The 22,846-nt window shown below is 68.4% G+C and carries 19 protein-coding genes; all 19 read right to left on the reverse strand.

All coding sequences use genetic code 11. The features are described from left to right. Window positions 1-26 precede the first annotated feature (26 nt). Window positions 27-1,484, reverse strand: coding sequence for a pyruvate kinase (pyk, locus tag ACPYN9_RS03155; RefSeq protein ID WP_424463837.1), 1,458 nt, complete (start codon window positions 1,482-1,484; stop codon window positions 27-29). A 55-nt stretch (window positions 1,485-1,539) separates the two neighbouring features. Next, a complete protein-coding gene (locus ACPYN9_RS03160) occupies window positions 1,540-3,000 on the reverse strand; it encodes a glutamate synthase subunit beta (protein WP_424463839.1) in 1,461 nt (486 codons plus the stop codon). After that, window positions 2,993-7,561, reverse strand: a complete 4,569-nt coding sequence (gltB, locus tag ACPYN9_RS03165; protein WP_424463841.1) for a glutamate synthase large subunit — start codon at window positions 7,559-7,561, stop codon at window positions 2,993-2,995. Before gltB ends, ACPYN9_RS03160 begins: the two co-directional genes overlap by 8 nt. Window positions 7,562-7,748: 187 nt before the next feature. Then, a complete protein-coding gene (gene lgt / locus ACPYN9_RS03170) occupies window positions 7,749-8,816 on the reverse strand; it encodes a prolipoprotein diacylglyceryl transferase (RefSeq protein WP_424463843.1) in 1,068 nt (355 codons plus the stop codon). Continuing rightward, the gene (gene trpA, locus ACPYN9_RS03175; RefSeq protein ID WP_424463845.1) at window positions 8,813-9,634 is read right to left on the reverse strand and encodes a tryptophan synthase subunit alpha; all 822 of its coding nucleotides are present in this window, start codon (window positions 9,632-9,634) and stop codon (window positions 8,813-8,815) included. Before trpA ends, lgt begins: the two co-directional genes overlap by 4 nt. Then, window positions 9,631-10,893, reverse strand: coding sequence for a tryptophan synthase subunit beta (gene trpB, locus ACPYN9_RS03180; protein ID WP_424463846.1), 1,263 nt, complete (start codon window positions 10,891-10,893; stop codon window positions 9,631-9,633). The genes trpA and trpB overlap by 4 nt, the downstream gene beginning before the upstream one ends. After that, on the reverse strand, window positions 10,890-11,663 hold the full coding sequence (gene trpC / locus ACPYN9_RS03185; protein WP_424463848.1) for an indole-3-glycerol phosphate synthase TrpC: 774 nt from the start codon (window positions 11,661-11,663) through the stop codon (window positions 10,890-10,892). Before trpC ends, trpB begins: the two co-directional genes overlap by 4 nt. Window position 11,664: 1 nt before the next feature. After that, entirely contained in the window at window positions 11,665-11,943 is a 279-nt protein-coding gene (locus ACPYN9_RS03190; protein ID WP_424463849.1) for an HGxxPAAW family protein, read from the reverse strand. Between the two features lie 34 nt (window positions 11,944-11,977). Further along, window positions 11,978-12,655 carry a Trp biosynthesis-associated membrane protein gene (locus ACPYN9_RS03195; RefSeq protein ID WP_424463851.1) on the reverse strand — a complete coding sequence of 226 codons (678 nt, stop codon included), beginning with the start codon at window positions 12,653-12,655 and terminating at the stop codon, window positions 11,978-11,980. Continuing rightward, window positions 12,648-13,037, reverse strand: coding sequence for a phosphoribosyl-AMP cyclohydrolase (hisI, locus tag ACPYN9_RS03200; RefSeq protein ID WP_424463852.1), 390 nt, complete (start codon window positions 13,035-13,037; stop codon window positions 12,648-12,650). The genes ACPYN9_RS03195 and hisI overlap by 8 nt, the downstream gene beginning before the upstream one ends. Further along, entirely contained in the window at window positions 13,034-13,837 is an 804-nt protein-coding gene (gene hisF / locus ACPYN9_RS03205; protein WP_424463853.1) for an imidazole glycerol phosphate synthase subunit HisF, read from the reverse strand. Before hisF ends, hisI begins: the two co-directional genes overlap by 4 nt. 4 nt (window positions 13,838-13,841) lie before the next feature. Then, window positions 13,842-14,681 carry an ATP phosphoribosyltransferase gene (gene hisG / locus ACPYN9_RS03210; protein WP_424463854.1) on the reverse strand — a complete coding sequence of 280 codons (840 nt, stop codon included), beginning with the start codon at window positions 14,679-14,681 and terminating at the stop codon, window positions 13,842-13,844. A gap of 110 nt (window positions 14,682-14,791) precedes the next feature. Then, on the reverse strand, window positions 14,792-15,055 hold the full coding sequence (locus ACPYN9_RS03215; protein ID WP_068484501.1) for a phosphoribosyl-ATP diphosphatase: 264 nt from the start codon (window positions 15,053-15,055) through the stop codon (window positions 14,792-14,794). A gap of 24 nt (window positions 15,056-15,079) precedes the next feature. Beyond that, complete coding sequence (rpe, locus tag ACPYN9_RS03220) at window positions 15,080-15,745, reverse strand: ribulose-phosphate 3-epimerase (RefSeq protein WP_424463857.1); 666 nt, start codon at window positions 15,743-15,745, stop codon at window positions 15,080-15,082. Then, entirely contained in the window at window positions 15,742-17,259 is a 1,518-nt protein-coding gene (locus ACPYN9_RS03225; RefSeq protein WP_424463858.1) for an RsmB/NOP family class I SAM-dependent RNA methyltransferase, read from the reverse strand. Before ACPYN9_RS03225 ends, rpe begins: the two co-directional genes overlap by 4 nt. Beyond that, window positions 17,256-18,185 carry a methionyl-tRNA formyltransferase gene (fmt, locus tag ACPYN9_RS03230; RefSeq protein ID WP_424463860.1) on the reverse strand — a complete coding sequence of 310 codons (930 nt, stop codon included), beginning with the start codon at window positions 18,183-18,185 and terminating at the stop codon, window positions 17,256-17,258. Before fmt ends, ACPYN9_RS03225 begins: the two co-directional genes overlap by 4 nt. 47 nt (window positions 18,186-18,232) lie before the next feature. Next, window positions 18,233-20,299, reverse strand: a complete 2,067-nt coding sequence (locus ACPYN9_RS03235; RefSeq protein ID WP_424463861.1) for a primosomal protein N' — start codon at window positions 20,297-20,299, stop codon at window positions 18,233-18,235. 14 nt (window positions 20,300-20,313) lie between these two features. Next, window positions 20,314-21,507: a methionine adenosyltransferase gene (metK, locus tag ACPYN9_RS03240; protein ID WP_424463863.1), complete on the reverse strand. Its 1,194-nt coding sequence runs from the start codon at window positions 21,505-21,507 to the stop codon at window positions 20,314-20,316. A 54-nt stretch (window positions 21,508-21,561) separates the two neighbouring features. Beyond that, entirely contained in the window at window positions 21,562-22,779 is a 1,218-nt protein-coding gene (coaBC, locus tag ACPYN9_RS03245; RefSeq protein ID WP_424464121.1) for a bifunctional phosphopantothenoylcysteine decarboxylase/phosphopantothenate--cysteine ligase CoaBC, read from the reverse strand. Window positions 22,780-22,846 lie beyond the last annotated feature (67 nt).

Below are 22,846 nucleotides of genomic sequence, written 5' to 3' on the forward strand. Positions count from 1 at the left end.
TCCGGCCATGCTGGTCGTGCTGTGGGTCAGCGGGTGTGCTTGCCTTCGTAGGCGGGGACGATGCGGTCGTCGTCGACGCCCACGCGGTGGACGCGGAGGTCGTTGGTGGTGCCTGCGCGTCCTGGTGGCATGCCAGCCACGACCACGACAACGTCGCCCGCCTGGGCGAGGCCGTTCTCGATGAGGTACTTATCGACCTGCCCGATCATCTCATCGGTGTGCGTGACCCGCTCGACGAGAGCGGCCTTGACACCCCAGTAGAGGTTCATGCGCCGCGCGATGTGCGGCGACGGGGTGAAGCCGAGCACGGGGATCTCGGTGCGCAGACGAGCCATGCGGCGTACCGAGTCGCCCGACTCGGTGAACACGCAGTAGTACTTCGCCTTGAGGAACTCGCCCACTTCCGACGCAGCGAGGGTGATCGCTCCACCCTGCGTGAAGGGCTTCGTGCCCAAAGGCGGGATGCGGTCGAGGCCGTGGGTCTCGGTCGACTCGATGATGCGCGCCATGGTCTTGACGGCCTCGATCGGGAACGCGCCGACGCTCGTCTCGCCCGACAGCATGAGCGCGTCCGCGCCATCCAGGACCGCGTTCGCGCAGTCGGAGGCTTCCGCGCGGGTCGGGCGCGGGTTCTCGATCATCGTCTCGAGCATCTGCGTCGCGACGATCACGGGCTTCGCCCAGCGACGCGCCTGCTGGACCGCGTTCTTCTGCACGATCGGGACCTGCTCGAGCGGCAGCTCCACGCCCAGGTCGCCGCGGGCGACCATGATGCCGTCGAACGCGTCGACGATCTCGTTCAGGTTCTCGACGGCCTGCGGCTTCTCGATCTTCGCGATCACGGGAAGGCGCACGCCTTCCTCGTCCATGATCGCGTGCACACGATTGATGTCCTCCGCCGAGCGCACGAACGACAGCGCGATGATGTCGGCGCCGATGCGCAGCGCCCAGCGCAGGTCGTCCTCGTCCTTCTCGGACAGCGCGGGCACGTTCACCGCGACGCCGGGCAGGTTGATGCCCTTGTTGTTCGAGACCTTCCCAGGTACCTCGACGCGGGTCGTGACGGTGACCCCGTCGCTCTCCACGACACGCACGAGCACCTTGCCGTCATCGATGAGCAGCGGGTCGCCCGGCTTCACATCGGTCGGGAGGCCCTTGTAGGTCGTGCCCACGAGGTCCTTCGTGCCTGGCACGTCCTGAGAGGTGATCTTGAAGATGTCCCCGACCGCGAGGTCGTGGGGGCCGTCCTCGAACTTCTCGAGCCGGATCTTCGGGCCCTGCAGATCGACCAGGATCGCGACCGGAACGCCGAGCTCCTCTGCCGCATCCCGCACCAGCTTGTAGTTGTCGGTGTGCACCGAGTGATCACCGTGGCTGAGGTTGAAGCGCGTGACGTTCACGCCCGCACCGATCAAGGCGCGGATCCCTTCGGGGGTATTGACGGCTGGGCCAAGGGTGGCGACGATCTTCGCTCTACGGCTCATGCATATCTCCGGTTCGTCGAGACTGTGGTGCGCCCAGAGGCGCGTGGTGGCGGAATCAGAGGGAGATCGCGCGCTCGGTGGCGAGGATCGGCTCGGGGAGTTCCGTCGACTGTTCAAGATACCGGTCGACGGATGCGGCTGCCGCACGTCCCTCGGCGATTGCCCAGACGATGAGTGACTGACCGCGCCCAGCGTCGCCCGCGACGAACACTCCGGGGAGCTCGGTCGCGTACTCCGGTGTGCGGTCAAGCGCACCGCGGGACGTGAAGGCCAGCTGCAGCTGCGGCTCGATCGTGTGGCGCTCGGGGCCGGTGAACCCCATAGCGAGCAGCACGAGGTCGGCGGGAAGTTCACGCTCGGTGCCGGCCTTGGGGCCGCGTGAGCCATCGGCGCGGAACTCGGTCTCGGCGAGCCGGATGGCGCGAACTCGCCCGGACTCGTCGCCAATGAACTCGACGGTCGACGCCTGGAACTCGCGCTCGCCACCCTCCTCGTGCGAGGTAGATACCTCAAAGAGCGTGGGCGTCGTTGGCCACGGCTGGTGCGCCGGACGTTCCGTCGGGGGCTCCTTGCCGATCGCGAGGTTCGTGACCGACGCGGCACCCTGTCGATGCGAGGTGCCGATGCAGTCGGCGCCGGTGTCACCGCCGCCGATGACGATGACGTGCTTGTCTTCAGCGTGGATCTGCGAGGCGAGGTCGTCGCCCGCCACGACCCGGTTGGACTGGGTCAGGAAGTCCATCGCGAAGTGGACGCCCTTGAGCTCGCGTCCTGGAACCGGAAGGTCGCGCGGGACCATTGCCCCGGTGCAGACCACGACGGCGTCGTAACGCTGGCGCAGGTTGTCCCACGTGATGTCGCGGCCGATCTCGATGCCCGTGCGGAAACGGGTGCCCTCAGCGCGCATCTGCGAGAGGCGTGCGTCGAGCACCGACTTCTCCATCTTGAAGTCTGGGATCCCGTAGCGCAACAGGCCGCCGATGCGGTCGTCCCGTTCGAAGACCGCGACCGTGTGTCCGGCGCGCGTGAGTTGCTGGGCTGCGGCGAGTCCGGCGGGTCCGGAGCCCACCACGGCGACGGTCTTTCCGGTGAGGCGCTCGGGTGGATGCGGACGCACGTTGCCCTCGGCGAAGGCCGTGTCGGCGATGGTCTGCTCGATGCGCTTGATCGTCACCGCGGGCTGGTTGATGCCAAGCACACACGACGACTCGCAGGGAGCCGGGCACAGTCTGCCCGTGAACTCCGGGAAGTTGTTGGTCGCGTGCAGGCGTTCGCTGGCGCCCGCCATGTCGCCTCGGAAGGTCAGGTCGTTCCACTCGGGAATGATGTTGCCGAGGGGGCAGCCCTGATGGCAGAAGGGCACGCCGCAGTCCATGCAGCGGCCTGCCTGCCTGCGCAACTGCGTCGGCTCCTGCGGGTCGTAGACCTCGCTGAAGTCCATGATGCGCACCGGGACCGGGCGACGCTTCGGCAGCTCCCGCTCGCGGTTGGTGAGGAATCCTCTCGGGTCAGCCACGGGTCGCCTCCAGAATCTCGTGCCAGGTCGTGCTGTCGTCGGGGTCGCCACCGCGTTCGACGGCGGCGTTGCGGATCTCGGTGACCTTCGCGTAGTCGCGCGGAAGCACCTTGGTGAACTCCTTCGAGACCGTTTCGAAGTCGTCCAGCATCTCGCGAGCGAGTTGCGAGTCGGTCTCCTTGACGTGCCGTTCGAGGATGTCGCGCAGGATGTCTGCGTCGGCGCTGGTCAGCGTCGTGAGTCCGAGCTCGCCGGTTGCGACCATGTCGGGGTTGACGAGCTTCGGGTCGAGCCTGTGCACGTAGGCGATGCCGCCCGACATGCCTGCGCCGAAGTTCTTTCCCGTCTCGCCGAGGATCACGGCGAGCCCGCCGGTCATGTACTCGAGCGCGTGGTCGCCCACGGCTTCGGCGACCGCCGTCGCCCCAGAGTTGCGAACGAGGAACCGCTCGCCAACCACGCCGCTCAGGAACATGGTGCCGCTGGTCGCGCCATAGCCGATGACGTTGCCGGCAATGACGTTCTCGTGCGACTTGAAGGGGGCGCGCTCGTCCGGCCTGAGGATGATCTCGCCGCCGCTGAGGCCCTTGCCGACGTAGTCGTTCGAGTCGCCGACGAGGCGGATGCGGATGCCGTTCGGCAGGAACGCGCCGAGCGACTGCCCGGCGGTCCCCCGCAGCTCGATGTCGATCGTTCCTGCAGGCAAGCCGTGCTCGCCGTGCTTGAGCGTCACGTGGTGCCCGAGCATCGTGCCGACGGCGCGGTCAGTGTTGATGACATCCATTGACACCTTGACGCTTTCGCCCCGCTCGAGGGCCTGCTCGGCGAGCTCAAGCAGCTTCTGGTCGAAGTGCTGGTCGAGTTCGTGCTCCTGAGTGACGAGGCTGCGCGTCGGCGCGTCGCCGAACTCGTGGCCCGTGAGCACGCGAGAGAGGTCGAGACCCTGCGTCTTCCAGTGGTGCATGGCCTCATCGACTTCGAGCAGCTCGCGCTTCCCGATGATCTCGTCGAGGGACCGCACGCCCAGCTCGGCGAGGTATTCGCGGACTTCCTGCGCCACGAACTCGAAGAAGTTCACGACGTGATCTGCCTGCCCCGTGTAGCGCTCGCGCAGCTCGGGGTTCTGGGTCGCGACGCCGACGGGGCACGTGTCGAGGTGGCAGACGCGCATCATGATGCAGCCGGAGACCACGAGGGCTGCGGTCGCGAAGCCGAACTCTTCGGCCCCGAGCAGCGCGCCGACGATGACGTCCCGGCCCGTCTTGAGCTGACCATCCACCTGCACAACCACGCGATCGCGGAGGCCGTTCAGCATCAGCGTCTGCTGCGTCTCCGCCAGTCCGAGCTCCCAGGGCGTGCCCGCGTGCTTGAGGGAGTTGAGCGGCGACGCACCCGTGCCACCGTCGTGGCCGGACACGAGCACGACGTCGGCGAGCGCCTTGGTCACGCCAGCGGCGACCGCGCCGATGCCGTTCTCGCTCACGAGCTTCACGTGGATGCGCGCGGACGGGTTGGCCCGCTTGAGGTCGAAGATGAGCTGCTTGAGGTCTTCGATCGAGTAAATGTCGTGGTGCGGGGGCGGCGAGATGAGGCCGACGCCGGGCGTCGCGTGGCGCGTGCGGGCGACCCACGGGTAGACCTTCGTCGGGGGCAGCTGGCCGCCCTCGCCCGGCTTCGCGCCCTGTGCGAGCTTGATCTGGATGTCATCGGCGTGCGTCAGGTACATGCTCGTCACGCCGAAGCGACCGGAGGCGACCTGCTTGATAGCGCTGCGACGCTCGGGGTCGAGTAGACGCTCGACGTCTTCTCCTCCCTCGCCCGTGTTGGACTTGCCGCCGATGCGGTTCATCGCGATGGCGAGGGTCTCGTGCGCTTCCTTGGAGATGGAGCCGTAGCTCATCGCTCCGGTCTGGAAGCGCTTCAGGATCTCGGATGCGGGCTCAACCTCGTCGATCGGGACCGGCGGCCGTTCCCCGACCTTCAGCTTGAAGAGGCCTCGGAGGGTCATCGTCTCGGCGGCCTGGTCGTCGACGAGCTTCGTGTACTCCTTGAAGATGTCGTACCGACCCTCGCGGGTCGAGTGCTGGAGGCGGAAGATCGTGTTCGGGTTGAAGAGGTGCGGTGGCCCCTCACGGCGCCACTGGTACTCGCCGCCGATGTCGAGCGGACGGTGCGACGCGGGCGCAGCCTGGGCCGGGTAGGCGTGGCGGTGGCGTAGCTGGTTCTCTCGGGCTATGCCCTCGAGTCCCATGCCGGAAATCTTGCTCGCCGTGCCCGTGAAGTACTCGCTGACCAGCTCGTTTGAGAGGCCGACGGCTTCGAAGCACTGGGCCCCGGCGTAGGACGAGACGGCAGAGATTCCCATCTTCGACATGATCTTCAACACGCCCTTACCGAGCGCCTTGATGAGGTTGGCGACGGCCTTCTCCTCGGTGACGCCAGTGAGCTTGCCCTGGCGGACCATGTCCTCGCACGACTCCATGGCGAGGTACGGGTTGACGGCTGACGCGCCGTAGCCGAGCAGCACGGCCACGTGGTGCACCTCGCGCACGTCGCCAGCCTCGATGACGAGGCCGACGCGCATGCGACGTTCGGTGCGGATCAGGTGGTGGTGCACGGCGCTGGTCATGAGCAGCGACGGGATGGGCGCGTAGTCACGGTTCGAGTCGCGGTCGGACAGCACGATGAAGCCGGCGCCTGCATCGATGGCGCGATCGGCTTCCTCGCAGAGTTCCGCGAGGCGCTTACGTAGCCCCTCGACGCCGTCGTCAACGCGATAGCAGCCGCGGAGTGTCTCGGCCGCGTCGATGCCTGGGCGCTGCTCGATGTGCTGGATCTTCGCGAGCTGGTCGTTGTCGATGACCGGGAAGTCGAGGACAACCTGGCGGGCGTGCTCCGGACCCGCGCTCAGGAGATTCTCCTGGGGGCCGATGCTCGTGGTCAGGCTGGTGACGACCTCCTCACGGATCGCGTCGAGCGGCGGGTTCGTGACCTGCGCAAAGTTCTGCGTGAAGTAGTCGAAAACGAGGCGGGGGCGGTCGGTGAGGATCGCGATCGGCGTGTCGGTGCCCATCGCGCCGATCGGCTCGGCTCCGTTCTTGGCCATCGGAGCGAGCAGGATCCGCAGCTCCTCCTCCGTGTAGCCGAAGGTGCGCTGGCGGCGCTCGACCGAGGCAGGCGTGTGCGTGACGTGCTCGCGCTCGGGCAGCTCGGCCAGGTTGATGCGGCCTTCGTCGAGCCAGTCGCCCCAGGGCTGGAGCTCGGCAAGGTCGTGCTTGACCTCTTCGTCTTCAATGAGACGGCCGACCTCGGTGTCGACGAGCAGTACCTGACCCGGGCGGAGGCGCCCCTTCCTGATGACGGTGGCAGGGTCGAGACTTGCCACGCCGACCTCGGAGCCGAGGACGATGAGGCCGTCGGCCGTCTGCACGAAGCGACCAGGGCGGAGGCCGTTGCGGTCGAGCGTTGCGCACACGTAGCGACCGTCGGTGAAGGCCATCGCGGCGGGGCCATCCCACGGCTCCATGATGAGCGAGTGGTACTCGTAGAAGTCGCGGACTTCGGCGCTCAGGTCCTCCGCGGTCTCCCACGCGGCCGGCACCATCATGTGCACGGCATGCGACAGCGAGCGGCCGGAGAGCGTGAGCAGCTCGAGCACCTCGTCGAAGGACGCGGAGTCGCTCGCACCCTCGGTGACGATCGGGAACAGGTCGGAGACGTCGCCCAGGATCTCGGAGCGCAGCTGGGACTGGCGGGCGCGCATCCAGTTGCGGTTGCCCCTGACGGTGTTGATCTCGCCGTTGTGCGCCATCATGCGCATCGGCTGCGCGAGCTGCCAGGACGGGAACGTGTTCGTTGAGTAGCGCGAGTGCACGATGGCGAGCTTGGATGCGAAGCGCTCGTCGCTGAGGTCAGGGTAGAAGGGCTCGAGCTGGAGCGTCGTCACCATGCCCTTGTAGGTGATCATGCGGCAGGACAGGGACATGAAGTACACGCCCAGGGAGTGCTCCGCGCGCTTGCGAAGTCGGTAGCACTGACGGTCGAGGGAAGCGCCCTTGCGAGGGTTGCCGCGGAAGTTCTGGCGCTCGCTGCGGACGAAGAGCTGCTCGATGACCGGCATGGCCGCTCGAGCCAGCTTGCCCAGCTCGTCTGGCTGCACGGGCACTTCACGCCAGCCGATGACACGGAGGTCTTCCTCGGCCGCGAGCTTGGCAATCCCGGCCTTGACGCTCGCGCGCTCGTCGGCGTCGACGGGGAGGTAGGCGTTCCCCACCGCATAGCGGCCCTCGGCCGGCAGATCGAAGCCGCTGACGGCGCGGAAGAAGTCGTCGGGGATCTGCGTCAGGATCCCGGCACCGTCACCCGTGCCGGCGTCCGAGCCCACCGCCCCGCGGTGCTCCATGTGACGCAGCGCATCGAGCGCGTGTCCGATGATGTCGTGACCCGGTGTGCCACGCAGTGTGGCGACCATCGCGAGCCCGCAGGCATCGCGCTCATTGGCAGGATCGTACAGACCGGCTGCGGTCGGATAGCCATTCGTTGGAAAGGCGGCGGAGGTCATAACTCGTCCCCTCGTCGGTGGTGCCATGGGTCACTTGGCGGACTCGACAGAAGACTGATGATGACGGAGCCCGTGGGGGCGGGTGCCTACAGGCGTCCGTCGGTCCATTCAGCAGAGTACGACCGCTGTGTTACCTCCGTGTTTCGAGTGAGACCCGGGAGCGGGCAAGACGGGCGTCCTGACGTGGTCAGCCCCGTGCGCTCCGGGCAGCATCCTCGCTCTCATCAGGGGATTCCTCGCCAGCCACCGACTTAGGCTTGACTTCGGAAGTTTCCTCGTCGTGAAGCGAAGATTGCGTGGAGGTTTCGTCCTCGTCGTCCGACTCGTCCTCAGCATCGGCGTCGTCCGCTTCCTCCGCGTTTGCAGCCGCCTCGGCCTCCGCGGCCGTTTTCGCCTCCGTCTCCGGGTCGCGGCCGGGCAGGTACACGCCCGTGCTCAGGCGCGAGACGGGCAGTCGCGACACGTACACGAACAGCGCAATGCCGATGATCACAAGGCACAACGCGCCGAACACGTTCGACCGCATGCCGAGGATGACCTCGGAGTAGTCCACTCGGATCGACTCAATCCAGATGCGTCCCGTGCCATACCAGATGAGGTACGAAGCGAGGGTCTTGCCCGTGCGCCACCGGAACATGCGCTCCAAGAGCACGATGATCGCGATGCCCGCGAGGTTCCACAGCATCTCGTAGAGGAACGTCGGGTGGAACAGGGTGCCCTCTGGGAGCCCGATCGGGAAGGCTGGATTGCTCGACTCGATCTGCAGGCCCCACGGTAGGTCGGTCGGCCAACCGTAGAGCTCGTGATTGAAGTAGTTGCCGAGGCGGCCGACGGCTTGGGCAAGGAGCAAACCGGGGATCAGCGCATCCGAGAAGGCCAACATGCGCACGCCCGTCATCCGGCTGGCGATGAAGATGCCGATGGCACCGCCGATCAGCGAGCCGATGATGGCGTTGCCGCCCTCCCAGATGAAGAAGATCCGCCAGAAGTTCGCGCCCTCGAAGAAGTAGTCGGCCGGGTGCGTGAACACATGGTAGAGACGCGCGCCGAGGAGACCGAGCAGCACCGCCCAGATGGCGAAGTCGACCGTAATCCACTTCTCGCCGCCGCGCGCCGTGAGGCGCCGGTCGGTCCAGAGCACCGCGAGGATCATGCCCGCCACGATGAAGAGTGCATACAGGTGCACCGTCAGCGGGCCGATCTCGAAGCTCGACCACTCGAGGGGCGGGCTTGGGATTCCGGTCAGTGGCGTCATGCCTGTTCCTTCACGTTCGAGGCGTCGACGGCAGTGCCGCGCGCGAGCTGGGCGGCGGTCTCTGCGACCGCCTCGACGCCGCCTGACGCGAGGGCTTTGACGAGCGCGGAGCCGACAATGGCACCTTCCGCGTACTCGAGGACCTCGCGCACCTGCTCGGCACTCGAGATGCCCAGGCCGACGCAGGCACGTGTGCAGCCCTGGGCGTGCAGTCGGTCTGCGAGCGTGCGCGCGGCCTGGTCCACATCCGCGCGAGCGCCCGTGATCCCCATCGTGGACACCGTGTACACGAAGCCGCGGCTCGAGGTGATGACGAGGTCGAGGCGCGCGTCGCTGGAGCTCGGGGCGGCGAGGAACACGCGGTCGAGGTCGTGGTCGGATGCCGCAGTGATCCACTCAGCGCCCTCGTCGGGAACCAGATCGGGCGTGATGAGTCCGTTTCCGCCCGCCGCAGCCAGATCCCGAGCGAACTCGTCGACGCCGTACTGCATGACCAGGTTCCAGTACGTCATGACAACGATCGGGGCGTCGACTTCTGCCCGGATCTGCCTGATGGCCTCGAAGACGTGCTCGGTGCGGAATCCGCCCTCGAGCGCCTGCACGGCGGCGGCCTGAATCACGGGGCCGTCCATGACCGGGTCCGAGTACGGCATACCGAGCTCGATGATGTCGGCGCCCGCCTTCACAACGGCGATCGCGGCGGCCACCGAGGTGTCGAAGTCGGGGAAGCCCACAGGCAGGTACGCGACGAGCGCTCCCCTGCGGTCACGGTTCGCGGCGTCGATAACGCTCTCGAGTGTGGAGGGTGCTGAGGTCACTTGCCCTGTCCTTCTGATGCGTCGAGTCCCTCGGTGCGGTCCGGGTCGCCGAGTCCGAAGTACTCGGCGGCCGTCTCCATGTCTTTGTCACCGCGACCCGAGAGCGAGACCAGGATCGTCGCATCCGGGCCAAGTTCCTTGCCGAGCTCGAGCGCACCGGCGAGCGCGTGGCTCGACTCAATGGCAGGGATGATGCCTTCGGTGCGGGCGAGCAGCCTGAACGCGTCCATCGCAGCCGCGTCGGTCACCGGCAGGTACTGCGCGCGCCCGATGCTCGCCAGGTGCGCGTGCTCGGGGCCGACGCCCGGGTAGTCGAGGCCCGCTGAGATCGAGTGCGATTCGATGGTCTGGCCGTCCGTGTCCTGAAGCAACAGCGTCCGCGCGCCGTGAAGCACACCGGGGCGGCCTGCCCCGATCGTCGCAGCGTGCCTCGGGGTGTCGACGCCGTCGCCCGCTGCCTCGTAGCCGTAGAGCGCGACTGATTTGTCGTCGAGGAACGCGCTGAAGATGCCGATCGCGTTGGATCCGCCACCGACGCAAGCGACGACGGCGTCCGGCAGCGAGCCGGTGAGGTCGAGGACCTGCTGACGTGCTTCCTCACCGATGATCGCCTGAAGATCGCGGACCAGTGCCGGGAACGGATGCGGGCCGGCGGCGGTGCCGAAGACGTAGTTCGTCGTGTCCACGGAGGCCACCCAGTCGCGCATGGCGTCGTTAATGGCGTCCTTCAGCGTCGCCGACCCGGATTCGACGGCCACGACCTCCGCGCCGAGCAGTCGCATCCGCGCAACGTTGAGCGCCTGACGAGCGGTGTCCACCGCCCCCATGTAGATCGTGCAGTCAAGCCCAAACAGTGCTGCCGCGGTCGCCGTCGCGACGCCGTGCTGCCCTGCCCCGGTCTCGGCGATCACTCGCGTCTTGCCGATGCGCTTGGTGAGGAGCGCCTGCCCGAGCACGTTGTTGATCTTGTGCGAGCCCGTGTGATTGAGGTCCTCGCGCTTCAGGATGATGCGCGCGCCGCCGCCATGAGCCGCGAACCGTGGGGCCTCGGTGATGATCGAGGGGCGCCCGGAGTAGTCGCGGTGCAAACGCGCGAGCTCAGCCCAGAACTCGTCATCAGCCTTGGCGGTCTCCCAGGCCGCCGACAACTCGTCGAGCGCGGCCATGAGGCTCTCAGGAACGAACCTCCCGCCGAATTCACCGAAGTAGGGGCCGGACGCGGCGCGCAACGAGGTCGCGCTAGGGGGCTGAGTGCTCATGCGAGGTGGAACGTCTCCAGGGTAGTTTCGGGGTCGCCGCCCGTCACGAGCGCCTCCCCGATCAGGACTGCATCCGCTCCGGCGTCGCGGTAGCGGCGAACGTGGGCAGGTTCCAGGACCGCTGATTCTGCGACCTTCACCACGTCCTTCGGGTAGAGGGGGGCGAGCTCTCCGAAGAGCTCAGGGTGAAGTTCGAAGGTTGCGAGGTTGCGGGCATTGACGCCGAGGATGCGCGCTCCCGCGTCGAGGCCGCGCAGCAGCTCGTCCTTCGAGTGCGCCTCGACGAGCGCCGTCATGCCCAGCTGCTCGGTGAACTCGGCGAGCCGCACGAGCGTCGATTGGTCGAGGCCAGCGACGATGAGGAGAGCCAGGTCTGCGCCGCAGGCACGAGCCTCCAGCAGCTGGTACTCCTCGGCAATGAACTCCTTGCGGAGCACCGGCACGGCGACGGTGTCGCGGACGGCACGGAGATCGTCGAGCGAGCCCAGGAACTTCCGCTGCTCGGTGAGCACGGAGATGGCGGCCGCTCCCCCACGCTCGTACGACGCGGCGAGGACCGCGGGATCCGGGATGTCTGCCAGGCGGCCGCGAGACGGGCTCGCGCGCTTGACCTCGGCGATGATGTTGACGCGTTCGGCGTGCGCCAAAGCCGCGTAGGCGTCGAGCGCCGGGGCGACCTCGGAGATGCGGGCTTCGAGCGCCCGAGCGGGCGTTCGCTCTCGTCGTTCCGCGGCGTCCTCGAGCGCGCCGTGATAGAGCGACTCGAGCAAGCTAGTGCGCCTTCGGCCCGAAGCCGAGACGCGCCAGCACCGGCCACGCGATGGCGCCGACGACGATGGCGGCAACGCCGACCCAGGTCACGATGTCCTGATCGAACCAGATGCCGAGCGTCCCGACCGTGAAGCCGACGAGCATGATGAGGACACCAGTCCACGCTGCGACCGAGTGCCCGTGGCTCTCGTGGGGCTCCTGCAGCGGGGCTTCCTGGACCTCCTCGGCTTCCTCGATGTTCGTGGGTTCGTGGGACATCTTCGCCGCCAGTTCAGTCATGAGGGTGCTCCTTGTCACGTGCGCTGGGATAAGTCTAGCTGGATGCTCGCGAACCACCTGTGTCGGTGGGGTCGTCACCGTGGCTGAGCGCGTCCCACTGCTCGACGCGCCGGTCGCTGCCGCTCGCCGGAGCCGTCGGTGCGGCATTCGCGTCATCCGCGTCCTCCGAGTCGAGGTCCACTCGTTCGATCGCGGTCGTGCTGAAGCGACGACCACCCGTCGGCCAACGGCGCGCGGTCACGACCGCCACGGCGCCGGCACACGCGAGGATCACCCCGGCGAGGACGGCCAACCACGGCCAGAAGGTCACGGAGACCGTTCCGGCCGCGACCGCATCCGCGATCGTCTGCTCACCGGCGAGCCCCGAGGCTGCGGTCACCTCCGGCGCGATCGCGGGAACCGGGTTGCCCACCGCCACAAACGACTGCAGGACGAGCACCGCCCCGACCAGGGCGAGGAGCCCGCCCAGGATGTACCGAAACACGACACCGGCCAAGGCGAGAGCAGCGAGGACGGCGAGACCCGCAAGCGCGAGCGCCATCACGGCGGGCGCCGCGACATCGCCTCTGACCTCTCCGGTGTATGACTGCGCGCCGAGCGCCAGGTCGAACGAGAACCAGACCTGAGACCATGCGAGCGTCGCGAGGCCCGCGCCGACGACGATCGTGAGGAGCACCGAGCGCTTCGCCCGCTTGCCGGCGCGCTCAGGCATCGACATGCGTCTGGAAGTCGAGCGCGTGCTGGTCTCCGTCAAAGCAGGTTCGCGTTCCCGTGTGGCAGGCGGGCCCGTGCTGGTCGACGCGAATGAGGATGGTGTCGGCGTCGCAGTCGAGCGCGAAGCTCACGAGTCGCTGCGTGTTGCCGGAAGTGTCGCCCTTCCGCCACAGCTCCGAGCGAGAGCGCGACCAGTAGACGACCCGCCCCTCGGTGAGCGTCAGACGCAGCGATTCCGCGTTCATGTACGCGAGCATGAGCACCTCGCGCGTGTCGAACTGCGTCACGACGACCGGCACGAGGCCGCGGTCGTCGAACGTGGTCCTCGCTACGATCGCGTCGATCTCGTCCGAAGGCACTGGGAAGCTGGCGGGGATCATCGGACGCTCCTCCGGACGGTGACGCCGGCCCCCGCGAGGGAGTCCTTGACCTCGCCGATCGTGAATTGCCTGTGGTGGAAGACGCTGGCCGCGAGCACGGCGTCCGCGCCCGCTTCGACGGCCGGAGCGAAGTGCTCGAGCGCGCCGGCTCCGCCCGAGGCGATGACGGGCACCGACGAGAGCTCGCGGACCAGTCGCGTGAGCTCGAGGTCGAACCCGGCCTTCGTGCCGTCAGCGTCCATGGAGTTCACGAGGAGCTCCCCCGCGCCGCGTTCGATGGCCTCTGCCGCCCACGCCAGCGCGTCGATCCCCGTGTCGGTGCGGCCGCCGTGGGACGTGACCACGAATCCAGACTCGGTGCCCGTGGAGCGCTTCACGTCGAGTGACAGCACCAGCACCTGATTGCCGAACGTCGACGAGATCTCGTCGAGCAGCGCCGGGCGGGCGATGGCCGCCGAGTTGACGCCGACCTTGTCCGCACCGCAGGCGAGCAGCACGCGAACGTCCTCGACGCTGCGGACTCCCCCACCCACGGTGAGCGGGATGAAGACTTGCTCGGCCGTGCGCGTCACGAGGTCGTACGTGGTCCCGCGCCCCTCCGTCGATGCGGTGACATCGAGGAAGGTCAGCTCATCTGCACCCTGCTCGGCGTAGAGGGCGGCGAGTTCGACGGGGTCGCCTGCATCCTGCAGGTCCAGGAAATTCACGCCCTTGACGACGCGCCCCGCGGCGACGTCGAGACACGGGATGACCCGAGTCGCGAGTCGCGACGGTCCAGCGGAGGATGGAGAGGCCGTCATGGGATCACATCCGGACGGCTTGGAGCGCCGTCACGATGATGGCCTTGGCGCCGGCGTCCTGCAAGCGATCCATGACCTGGTTGAGCTCGTTCTGCGGGACCATCGACCGAACAGCCACCCACTCGGAGTCGCGCAGCGGCGAGATGGTGGGCGACTGGAAGCCTGGTGTGATGGCCAGGGCCGCGTCGAGCTTCGCGGCCTCGATGTCGTAGTCCATGATCGCGTAGCGGCGAGCGACCAGTACACCGTCGAGACGGCCGAGGAGGCGCTTCGCCGCGTGCTCCTTCTCCGGCGTCGAGATGAGCACGGCGGTGGATTCGAGAATCACGGGGCCGAAAACCTCGAGGCCGGCTTTGCGCAGCGTGCCGCCGGTCGAGACGACGTCGGCCACCGCATCCGCCACACCCAGCCGGATCGCCGACTCCACGGCCCCCTCGAGTGGGACCAGCTCCGCCTGGATCCCCGCGCGCGCGAACCAGGACCCGAGCAAGCCCGTGTAGCTCGTCGCGACGCGCTTGCCCTGCAGCTGGCTCACGTCGGTGAACTCGCCCGCGGGACCGGCGAAGCGGAACGTGGAGTCGCCGAAGTCGAGCGCGCGGACCTCCTTGGCCGCCGACTCGGTGTTGAGGAGGAAGTCGCGGCCAGTAATGCCGGCATCGAGGACGCCGGAGCCGACATAGGTTGCGATGTCACGTGGCCGCAGGTAGAAGAACTCGACATCGTTGACGGGGTCGATGGCGACCAGCTCGCGGCTGTCGCCGCGGCCGCGGTACCCGGCCTCCTGCAGCATTTCGTTTGCCGTCTCGGCGAGCATGCCCTTGTTTGGCACGGCGATGCGAAGCATTGTGGAACGTCCTTGGTTCTGGGAGTTGCGAATCGGGGGTGGATGCGCGGGGCTCAGTGCGTGCACCGGCGCAGCCGCGCGGAGAGCTCAGCGGCGATGGGGCTGGCTGGCTACAGCTTGCTGTAGACGTCGTCGAGCGTGAGGCCCTTGGCGAGCATGAGGACCTGCAGATGGTAGAGGAGCTGCGAGATTTCCTCGGCTGTCTCTTCATCGCTCTCGTACTCGGCGGCCATCCAGACCTCCGCTGCCTCTTCGACGATCTTCTTCCCGATCGTATGCACGCCGGCGTCGAACTCGCGGACCGTCCCGGAACCCTCTGGGCGGGAGCTGATTTTCTCGGAGAGTTCTGCGAACAGCGTGTCGAAGGATTTCACAGGCACAGCGTAGTCGTTCGGCGTCTAGTGCGCGTGCGAGGCGGTCGCGGCGGCCTCGCGCAGCGCCGCGATCTGCTCGGCTGGGTCTCCGCGGAAGACGGCAGAACCCGCAACGAACGTGTCTGCCCCGTTCGCTGCCGCGAGCTCGATCGTGTCGAGCGAGATCCCGCCGTCGACCTGGAGCCAGGTCTCGAGGCCGTGGGACCGACGGAGCGCATCTGCCCTCGCGAGCTTCGGCATCATGTCGGCCATGAACGACTGGCCACCGAAGCCAGGCTCCACGGTCATGATGAGGAGCTGATCGAAGTGCGGCAGGATCTCCTCGACGGCGCTGAGCGGTGTCGCCGGGTTGATGGCGATGCCGGCTCGGGCGCCGCGCTCCTTGAGCTTCTTCGCCAGCGTGACAGGACTCGTCGCCGCCTCGGCGTGAAAGGTCACCGAGAAGACCCCCATCTCGGCGAACTCCGGCGCCCAGCGGTCTGGATCCTCGATCATGAGGTGCAGGTCGAGGGGAACGGGGCTGATCTCCTGGAGGCGCTCGACCATCGGCTGCCCGAAGGTGAGGTTCGGCACGAAGTGATTGTCCATGACGTCGACATGGGCTGCGTCCGCGGAGGCAATGCGGTCGAGCTCCCGCTCGAAGTTGGCGAAGTCGGCGGCCAGGATGCTGGGGTTGATGCGCGCGTTCACGGAGCGATCCTACGGGTTGCTGCGTCTTGCCGGGCCTGGTCCGACTCGGGCGGACGTCGGAGCAGGGCGAGGAACATCGCGTCGGTGCCGTGTCGATGAGGCCAGAGCTGGACGAGCGTGCCGTCGCCGAGCGGACGGTGCCCGAGGTCGAGGTCGCTTGCGCTCGAGACCCGAGCGACGATCGAGGCGGCGTCGAGCACCTGTGCTCCGGAGAGGCGAACCGCTCGGCGCACGACGGCAGTCGTCTCGGCCTGGTGCGGGGAGCAGGTGACGTAGGCCACGATGCCGCCGGGCTTGACCGCGACGAGCGCGGCCTCCAGCAGCTGCTCTTGCAACTCAACGAGTTCGCTGACGTCGCTGCTCTGCTTGCGCCAGCGCGCCTCCGGCCTGCGTCGAAGCGCTCCGAGGCCCGTGCACGGTGCATCGAGCAGCACTCGATCGAACGAGCCCGGGTGCGTCTCCGCGAAGGCGCGCCCGTCCTCGTTGGTGACGGTGACGGGAGCGGCCAGGGGTGCGAGCGCGCTGCGGACGAGTCCTGCTCGCGCCGGGACAAGCTCGTTGGCGGTGAGCTTGGCCTGGAGGTCCGTGGCGCTTGCAGCCAGCAACGCCGCCTTGCCGCCGGGGCCCGCACACATGTCGAGCCACCGCTCGCCGGGAGCGACCGGTTTGGCGTCGAGCAGCGCGAGCGTGACCAGCTGCGAGCCCTCATCCTGGACGCGCGCTCGTCCGGCTTTGACCTGCGGTACCCACGAGGGGTCACCCGACGCAAGGGTCAGTCCACGCGGCGACACGCGGCCGGGCTCGAGTAGCTCGGGGTTCGACTCGACGAGCCGCGCCGGCGAGTCGAAGCCTGGCAGGGAGACGATGCTGACGGCAGGCGAGTCGTTGTCGGCCGACAGACTGGCCTCCAGTTCGTCGGCCCGGTCTTCTGCGGCGAGCGAGTCGCGGAGCGCGCGAACGATCCAGTCTGGGTGCGAGTGGCGCACGGCGAGCGCTCGCTCATCCGACATTCCCGCGGTGATCTCGTCGAGCCAGGCGTCGAGCTCGGTGCGAGAGATCTTGCGCAGTACCGCGTTCACGAACCCGGAGGCGCCGCGGGAGGCGATCCGGGCCGCCTGCTCGACCGACTCGTTGACGGCCGCGTGGCTCGGCGTTCGCATGCTGAGCAGCTGGTGTGTGCCGAGCCGCAGCACATCGAGGATTGGAGGGTCGATGTCGCGGACGTCGCGGCCTGAGGCCTCGGCGATGATGGCGTCGTACGTGCCGCGCCGTCTGAGCGTTCCGTAGGTCAGCTCCGTGGCGAGGCCCGCGTCTGAGGGAGCGAGCCTGGCGGCCGCGATGCGGTGCGGGAGGAGCAGGTTGGCGTAGGCGTCGTCGTCGTCAACGGCCCTCAGTACCTCGAAGGCGACCTGTCGGGACCGGGTCACCCCGCGACCGACGGGAGGCTGGTCTGGTCGTCGCCTGCCCTCGTAGGGACGGTTGCCGCGGCGCCCGCCCGCTCCTGCGGGGCTCACGCGAGCACCAGCGTCGCTGCGTCGCGGCGGCCGCGAAGCCAGTCCCCAGCGGGCATTGGCTTCTTTCCCGCTGGCTGCACGGTCACGAGCAGCAGGGGTGTCGTGCCGGTGCCCACGAGGATGTCACGACCCATCGTCGCGAGGTGTCCAGGGGCGAGGGACGGAGCCTCGAGGTGGTCTGCCGGGCGCGCGATGCGCAGGATGCGGAGCGGCTGCTCGTCCACTCGGGCGACCGCTCCGGGCTCGGGCGTGACGCCGCGGATCTGGGCGCCGACGACCTCGGCGTGCGCGCCCCAGTCGACGGCGGAGTCCTGCTTGCCGAGCTTCGGAGCGAACGTAGGATCGCCGACCTGCGGCTGCGCGGTGAGCGCATCCCGTCCGATGCCCTCCACCGTTTCGGTGAGGAACGCAGCGCCCTCCCCGGCCAGGCGATCGAGGAGCTCGCCCGAGGTCTCGTCAGCGCCGATCGGCGAGCGACGCGTCGCGAACACCGGTCCCTCGTCGAGACCGACGGTGAGCTGAAAGACCGTCATCCCCGTCTCGCTGTCGCCGCGCATGACGGCGCGCTGGGCCGGGGCGGCGCCGCGGAGATCCGGCAGGAGCGAGAAGTGGAGGTTGATCCACCCCCGCGACGGTGCCTCGAGGGTCGCCTCATCGATCAGGGCGCCGTAGGCGACGATGACGCCGAGCTCAGCGTCGAGCTCGGCGAGGGCGGCCGTCACCTCCGCGGACATGCGGTTGCTCTTGATCACCGGGAGTCCGAGCTCGCCTGCCCGAGCCGCGACGGGCGAGGGCGTGAGGGTTCTCGAGCGGCCAACCTTGGCGTCGTCGCGGGTCAGCACGGCCACGATCTCATGGCCGTGGTCTACCAGCGCATCGAGGCTGGGGACTGCGGTGGTTGGAGTGCCGGCGAAGACGAGCCGCATAGCTGGTGCCTCTCGGGGTTGGTGTGCGGGTGGAGCAACGGTGCCGGTCAGAAGATGCCCGGCGGGTCAAATCGTACGCGGAGGGTTGAGGCGTGGCCGCCGCCGCGACCGGCGACTCGCGGTCGCCTGCTCGTCGCCGCGCGCACGAGCTCGCTTTTGAGCACCTTCGCGAGCGGGGCGCCGAGAGCGTAGCCGAATTTGAGCACGGCCCTGCTCCCAACGTCTTGCGGGGTTGGGCCGAGGATCTGCATGGGGGCGCCTGGCCGCAGCTCGGGCGACACCTCCACGGTTGCGAGCGCTCGGCGGACTTCCTCGTCGGTCCCGGTGATCGTGGCGACTCGGACCGCCGGGGGGAAATGCAGCTGCTTGCGCTCCGCGAGCTCGAGCGTGGCGAACCCGGGCTGCTGCCAGGTGCGCAGTGCCCGCGACGCGGGTGAGTCCGCCCCGACGATGATCACTTTGGCGCTTGGGCCAGCCAGCGCCGCTGCGTTCGACCAGCCACGCAAGGCGTCGATCCCCGCGTCGAGCCGCTCCTGCGCGAGCGAACGCTCGGTGTCGAGCAGGACGACGCCGGCGTAGCCGGAGTTCGGGACCGGCTCCGCGCCTCGGGTGGCCACGACGAGGCAGGCGCGATCGTCGATCGAGACGGTTTCCGATGCCCCGTCGGCCACGACGACACGCGTTCCCGGGAATGCTCGCCCCAGCTCCTCCGCGGTTCGTTCCGCACCGAGCGAGGTGTTGCGGAGCCGGCGGTCGCCGCATTCCGGACACTGCCACTCCGGATGCAGCGCGTCGCAGACCCTGCAGGACGGCGGTGCCGACGGGCGGGAGAACTCCAGCGCTCCGCCGCAGACGGTGCACCGGGCGGGCGTGCGGCACTTGGCGCAGCTCAGGCTCGGGATGTAGCCCGCGCGCACCACCTGCAACAGCACAGGGCCGTGGTCGAGCGCTCGACGCGCTTCCTGCCAGGCGAGCGCCGGGATGCGGGCGTGCGAGGAGGGAGTCTCCTCGGCGAGTGCCTGGCTCCCGGAGATGACCTTCGGCGCCTCAGGGCGATCGAGCGGGACGGGCGTGAGCCACCGGAGTCCGACGAGTCTGGCCACCTCGAGGCTCGGCGTGTGCGCGGCGAAGACGAGCGTGAGCTGCTCACGCTCCGCGCGGAGGAGCGCGACGTCGCGCGTGTGTGCGTAGGGCGCGAGCGGCTCGCTGAAGCTCTCGTCGCCGTCGTCCCAGAGGAGGACGGCTCCGAGGTTCGTCGCCGGGGCGTAGATGACACTTCGCGTGCCGACGACCACTCCTGGGCACTCATCGAGGCACGCGAGGAACGCGCTGTAGCGGTCGGCCGGCTTCGCACGAGTGTCGAGGCGGCGGATGCTCGCCGGCTCGAGGTAGCGCGCAAGGGCCCGCAGGGCCAGTTCGACGTCGCGGTAGTCGGGGACCGCGAGGATGACGGACTCCCCCGCGTGGACCCGTGCCGCTGCCGTCGCGGCGAGGGCCAGCAGGGAACGGGGCACGCCGCGATCGACGCCGACCGGTGCGTCCAGGGCCAGCTTCGCCGAGGAACCCCGCACGAGGAGCGCCGCAGCTTCGTCGCCGTAGATCGGGATGAGTGAGGCCTCAGGATCAGGAAGTACCTCGCCGTGGTCAGCGACGCCGACGTTCTCGGTCGCACGGCCGCCAGCGTCGTCGGACGCGTGAGCAGCGTCGGGCTCGGCGGCGTCATCGGGCTCGGCGGACGCACGAGACTCCAGCCAACGCTGCTCGACCCGAACGGACCTGGCAGGGATGGCAAGACGCAGCACATCGGCGGCACAGCCGGCCTGGCGGTCTGCGACGGCGCGCGCGAGTCTCGCGATCTCGGGCGTCAGCACCTGTGCGGTGGAGACGAGCTCGGTGATCGCCGCGAGCTTTCCCGAGTACTCCGGTGAGGTCTCGAGCGCGACCACGAACCCCTGCAGCTGGCGGTTGGAGGTGCGCAGCGGCACGGTGACACGCATGCCGATGCCGATGTGCTCCCGAAACTCGACAGGGATCTCGTACTCGAGTTCCCGGTCGAGCTGCGGAAGCGGTGACGCGACGACGACGCGGGCGAACCGCGGCGGGGGCTCGTTCATTCCGGGCTGACTGATCAGAGGCCTGCCGCGCGGCGGAGCTCCTCAGCCCGGTCGGTGCGCTCCCAAGTGAAGTCCGGAAGCTCGCGTCCGAAGTGGCCGTAGGCGGAGGTCTGCGCGTAGATGGGGCGGCGGAGGTCGAGGTCGTCGACGAGCGCGCCCGGCCGGAGGTCGAACGTCGAGCGGATCGCAGCGATGATCGCGCTGTTGTCGACCTTGTTGGTACCGAACGTCTCGACGTAGAGGCCGACGGGCTCTGCCTTGCCGATCGCGTAGGCGATCTGGACCTCGAGTCGGTCGGCGAGGCCTGCGGCCACAGCGTTCTTGGCGACCCAGCGCATCGCGTACGCCGCCGAGCGGTCGACCTTCGACGGGTCCTTGCCGCTGAACGCGCCACCGCCGTGACGAGCCATGCCACCGTAGGTGTCGACGATGATCTTCCGCCCGGTGAGGCCGGCATCGGCCCGCGGGCCGCCGTCGATGAAACTGCCGGAGGGGTTCACGAGGAAGGTGGGGGTGGCCCCCGCGAAGCCGTTGCGCTCCAGCACGGGGCGCACGACGTGCGCGATGACGTCCTCTCGAATCTGTGACTGGTCGAGACCGGGGTCGTGCTGCGTGGAGATCACGACCGTTTCGATGGCTCGCGGCACGCTGCCCTCGTAGCCAACCGTGACCTGCGTCTTGCCGTCCGGTCGCAGGTACGCCACCTCGCCGGACTTTCGGACCTCGGCGAGCTGCTGCGCCAGCTGGTGTGCGAGGTGGATCGGGAGCGGCATGAGGGCGTCGGTCTCGCGGGTCGCGTACCCGAACATGATGCCCTGGTCTCCCGCACCCTGCTTCGCGATGGCGTCTTCCGAGCTCTCGGACCTGTGCTCGAGCGACGTGGTGACACCCTCGCCGATCTCGGGCGACTGCTCGCCGACCGAGATCGAGACGCCGCACGAGGAGCCGTCGAAGCCGACGTCGCTGGACGTGTAGCCGATCTCGCTAATGGTGCGTCGAACGATGCCTGCGATGTCGGAGTAAGCGTTGGTCGTCACCTCTCCGGCGACGTGGACCTGGCCCGTCGTCACGAGCGTCTCGACCGCTACCCGCGAAGCGGGGTCCTGCGTCAGCAGGTCGTCGAGGATGCGGTCGGAGATCTGGTCGCAGATCTTGTCGGGGTGACCCTCGGTGACCGACTCAGAGGTGAACAGGCGAAGAGAAGACAAGTGGAACCCCTTGCGATGATGTGGCGACTGGCCGGGATGGCGACGCCGGTGTGGCTAGACGATTGCGAGCAGGTCCAGGATGACATCGGCCACCGACATCTTGTCGCCTGTGTGACGCGAGACAACGTCTCCGGACGCTGAGAGGACAAAGACGGAGTTCTCGTCCGACTGGAAGCCGAGGTTCCAACCGACACGATTCACGACGAGGTAGTCGCAGCCCTTTCGCGCGATCTTCGCGCGGCCGAGGTCGAGGAGGTTCGCGTCGTCGGTCTCGGTCTCAGCAGCGAACCCGATGATGATTTGATCGCTTCCCCTCGAGGCGGAAAGGTCTTGGAGGATGTCCGGATTGCGCGTGAAGGTGAGGGTGAGCTCCTCGCCAGCCTGCTCCTTCTTGATCTTGCCCTCGGCCACGCTCACCGGGCGGTAGTCGGCGACTGCCGCAGCCATGATGACGACGTCGTGGCGCGGCGCGATCTCGGCGCACGCCTGCGCCAGCTGCTGCGCGCTCGAGACGGTGACGAGCTTGACGCCCTCCGGTGGGCGGACTTCGGCGTTCGCGGCCACGAGCGTGACTTCCGCACCGCGGGCGACGGCGCGCTCTGCCAGCGCGAAGCCCTGGCGTCCGCTCGAGCGGTTGCCGATGAAGCGCACCGGGTCGAGGGGTTCGCGGGTGCCCCCGGCGGTGATGAGGATACGCCGGCCCCTGAGGTCGCTGGCCAACTCAGCCTCACGCCTGCGTCGGCGCTCGCCGCGCCCGGCGCTCAGGATGGTCGCAACGATCTCGGCCGGCTCGGCGAGCCTGCCCGGACCTGCATCATTGCCTGTCAGCTGACCGTCCGCCGGTCCGACCAGCACGACACCACGTGCATCCAGCCTGGCGGCGTTGGCCTGCGTCGCCTGGTTGAGCCACATCTCGGTGTGCATGGCGGGAGCGAGGATCAGCGGGGCCGTCGACGCCAGGATGGTGGTGCCGAGCAGGTCGTCGGAGAGGCCCGCCGCGATCTTGGCCATGGAGTTCGCCGTCGCGGGGACCACAGCGATGACGTCGGCCTGCTGGCCGAGTGCGACGTGGCGCACCTCGGCGACGTCGTCGAAGACGTCGGTGCGAACCGGATTGCGCGAGATCGCCTCGAACGTCGGCCGCCCCACGAAACGCAGCGCGGATTCCGTGGGAACGACATCGACGTGGTGGCCAAGCAGCACGAGATCGCGAATGACCTGGACCGCCTTGTACGCGGCGATGCCGCCGGTCACACCGACGACGACGCGCATCGGCTGGCCGTCGGACGCGTCGGTCTCGGTGCCTGGCAGATGCGCGTCGGCGATCTCGCTCACGGTC

Origin of the sequence: Pseudoclavibacter helvolus (genome assembly GCF_049707175.1) — a bacterium.
Lineage (GTDB): Bacteria > Actinomycetota > Actinomycetes > Actinomycetales > Microbacteriaceae > Pseudoclavibacter > Pseudoclavibacter helvolus_A.

Coding starts and splice junctions, on each gene's coding strand:
- gltB (WP_424463841.1), bottom strand. CDS start 7,561: ATGACCTCCGCCGCCTTTCCAACGAATGGCTATCCGACCGCAGCCGGT.
- fmt (WP_424463860.1), bottom strand. CDS start 18,185: ATGCGGCTCGTCTTCGCCGGCACTCCAACCACCGCAGTCCCCAGCCTC.
- ACPYN9_RS03190 (WP_424463849.1), bottom strand. CDS start 11,943: ATGACTGAACTGGCGGCGAAGATGTCCCACGAACCCACGAACATCGAG.
- hisG (WP_424463854.1), bottom strand. CDS start 14,681: ATGCTTCGCATCGCCGTGCCAAACAAGGGCATGCTCGCCGAGACGGCA.
- coaBC (WP_424464121.1), bottom strand. CDS start 22,779: ATGCGCGTCGTCGTCGGTGTGACCGGCGGCATCGCCGCGTACAAGGCG.
- ACPYN9_RS03195 (WP_424463851.1), bottom strand. CDS start 12,655: ATGCCTGAGCGCGCCGGCAAGCGGGCGAAGCGCTCGGTGCTCCTCACG.
- lgt (WP_424463843.1), bottom strand. CDS start 8,816: ATGACGCCACTGACCGGAATCCCAAGCCCGCCCCTCGAGTGGTCGAGC.
- hisI (WP_424463852.1), bottom strand. CDS start 13,037: ATGATCCCCGCCAGCTTCCCAGTGCCTTCGGACGAGATCGACGCGATC.
- trpB (WP_424463846.1), bottom strand. CDS start 10,893: ATGAGCACTCAGCCCCCTAGCGCGACCTCGTTGCGCGCCGCGTCCGGC.
- ACPYN9_RS03235 (WP_424463861.1), bottom strand. CDS start 20,299: ATGAACGAGCCCCCGCCGCGGTTCGCCCGCGTCGTCGTCGCGTCACCG.
- hisF (WP_424463853.1), bottom strand. CDS start 13,837: ATGACGGCCTCTCCATCCTCCGCTGGACCGTCGCGACTCGCGACTCGG.
- pyk (WP_424463837.1), bottom strand. CDS start 1,484: ATGAGCCGTAGAGCGAAGATCGTCGCCACCCTTGGCCCAGCCGTCAAT.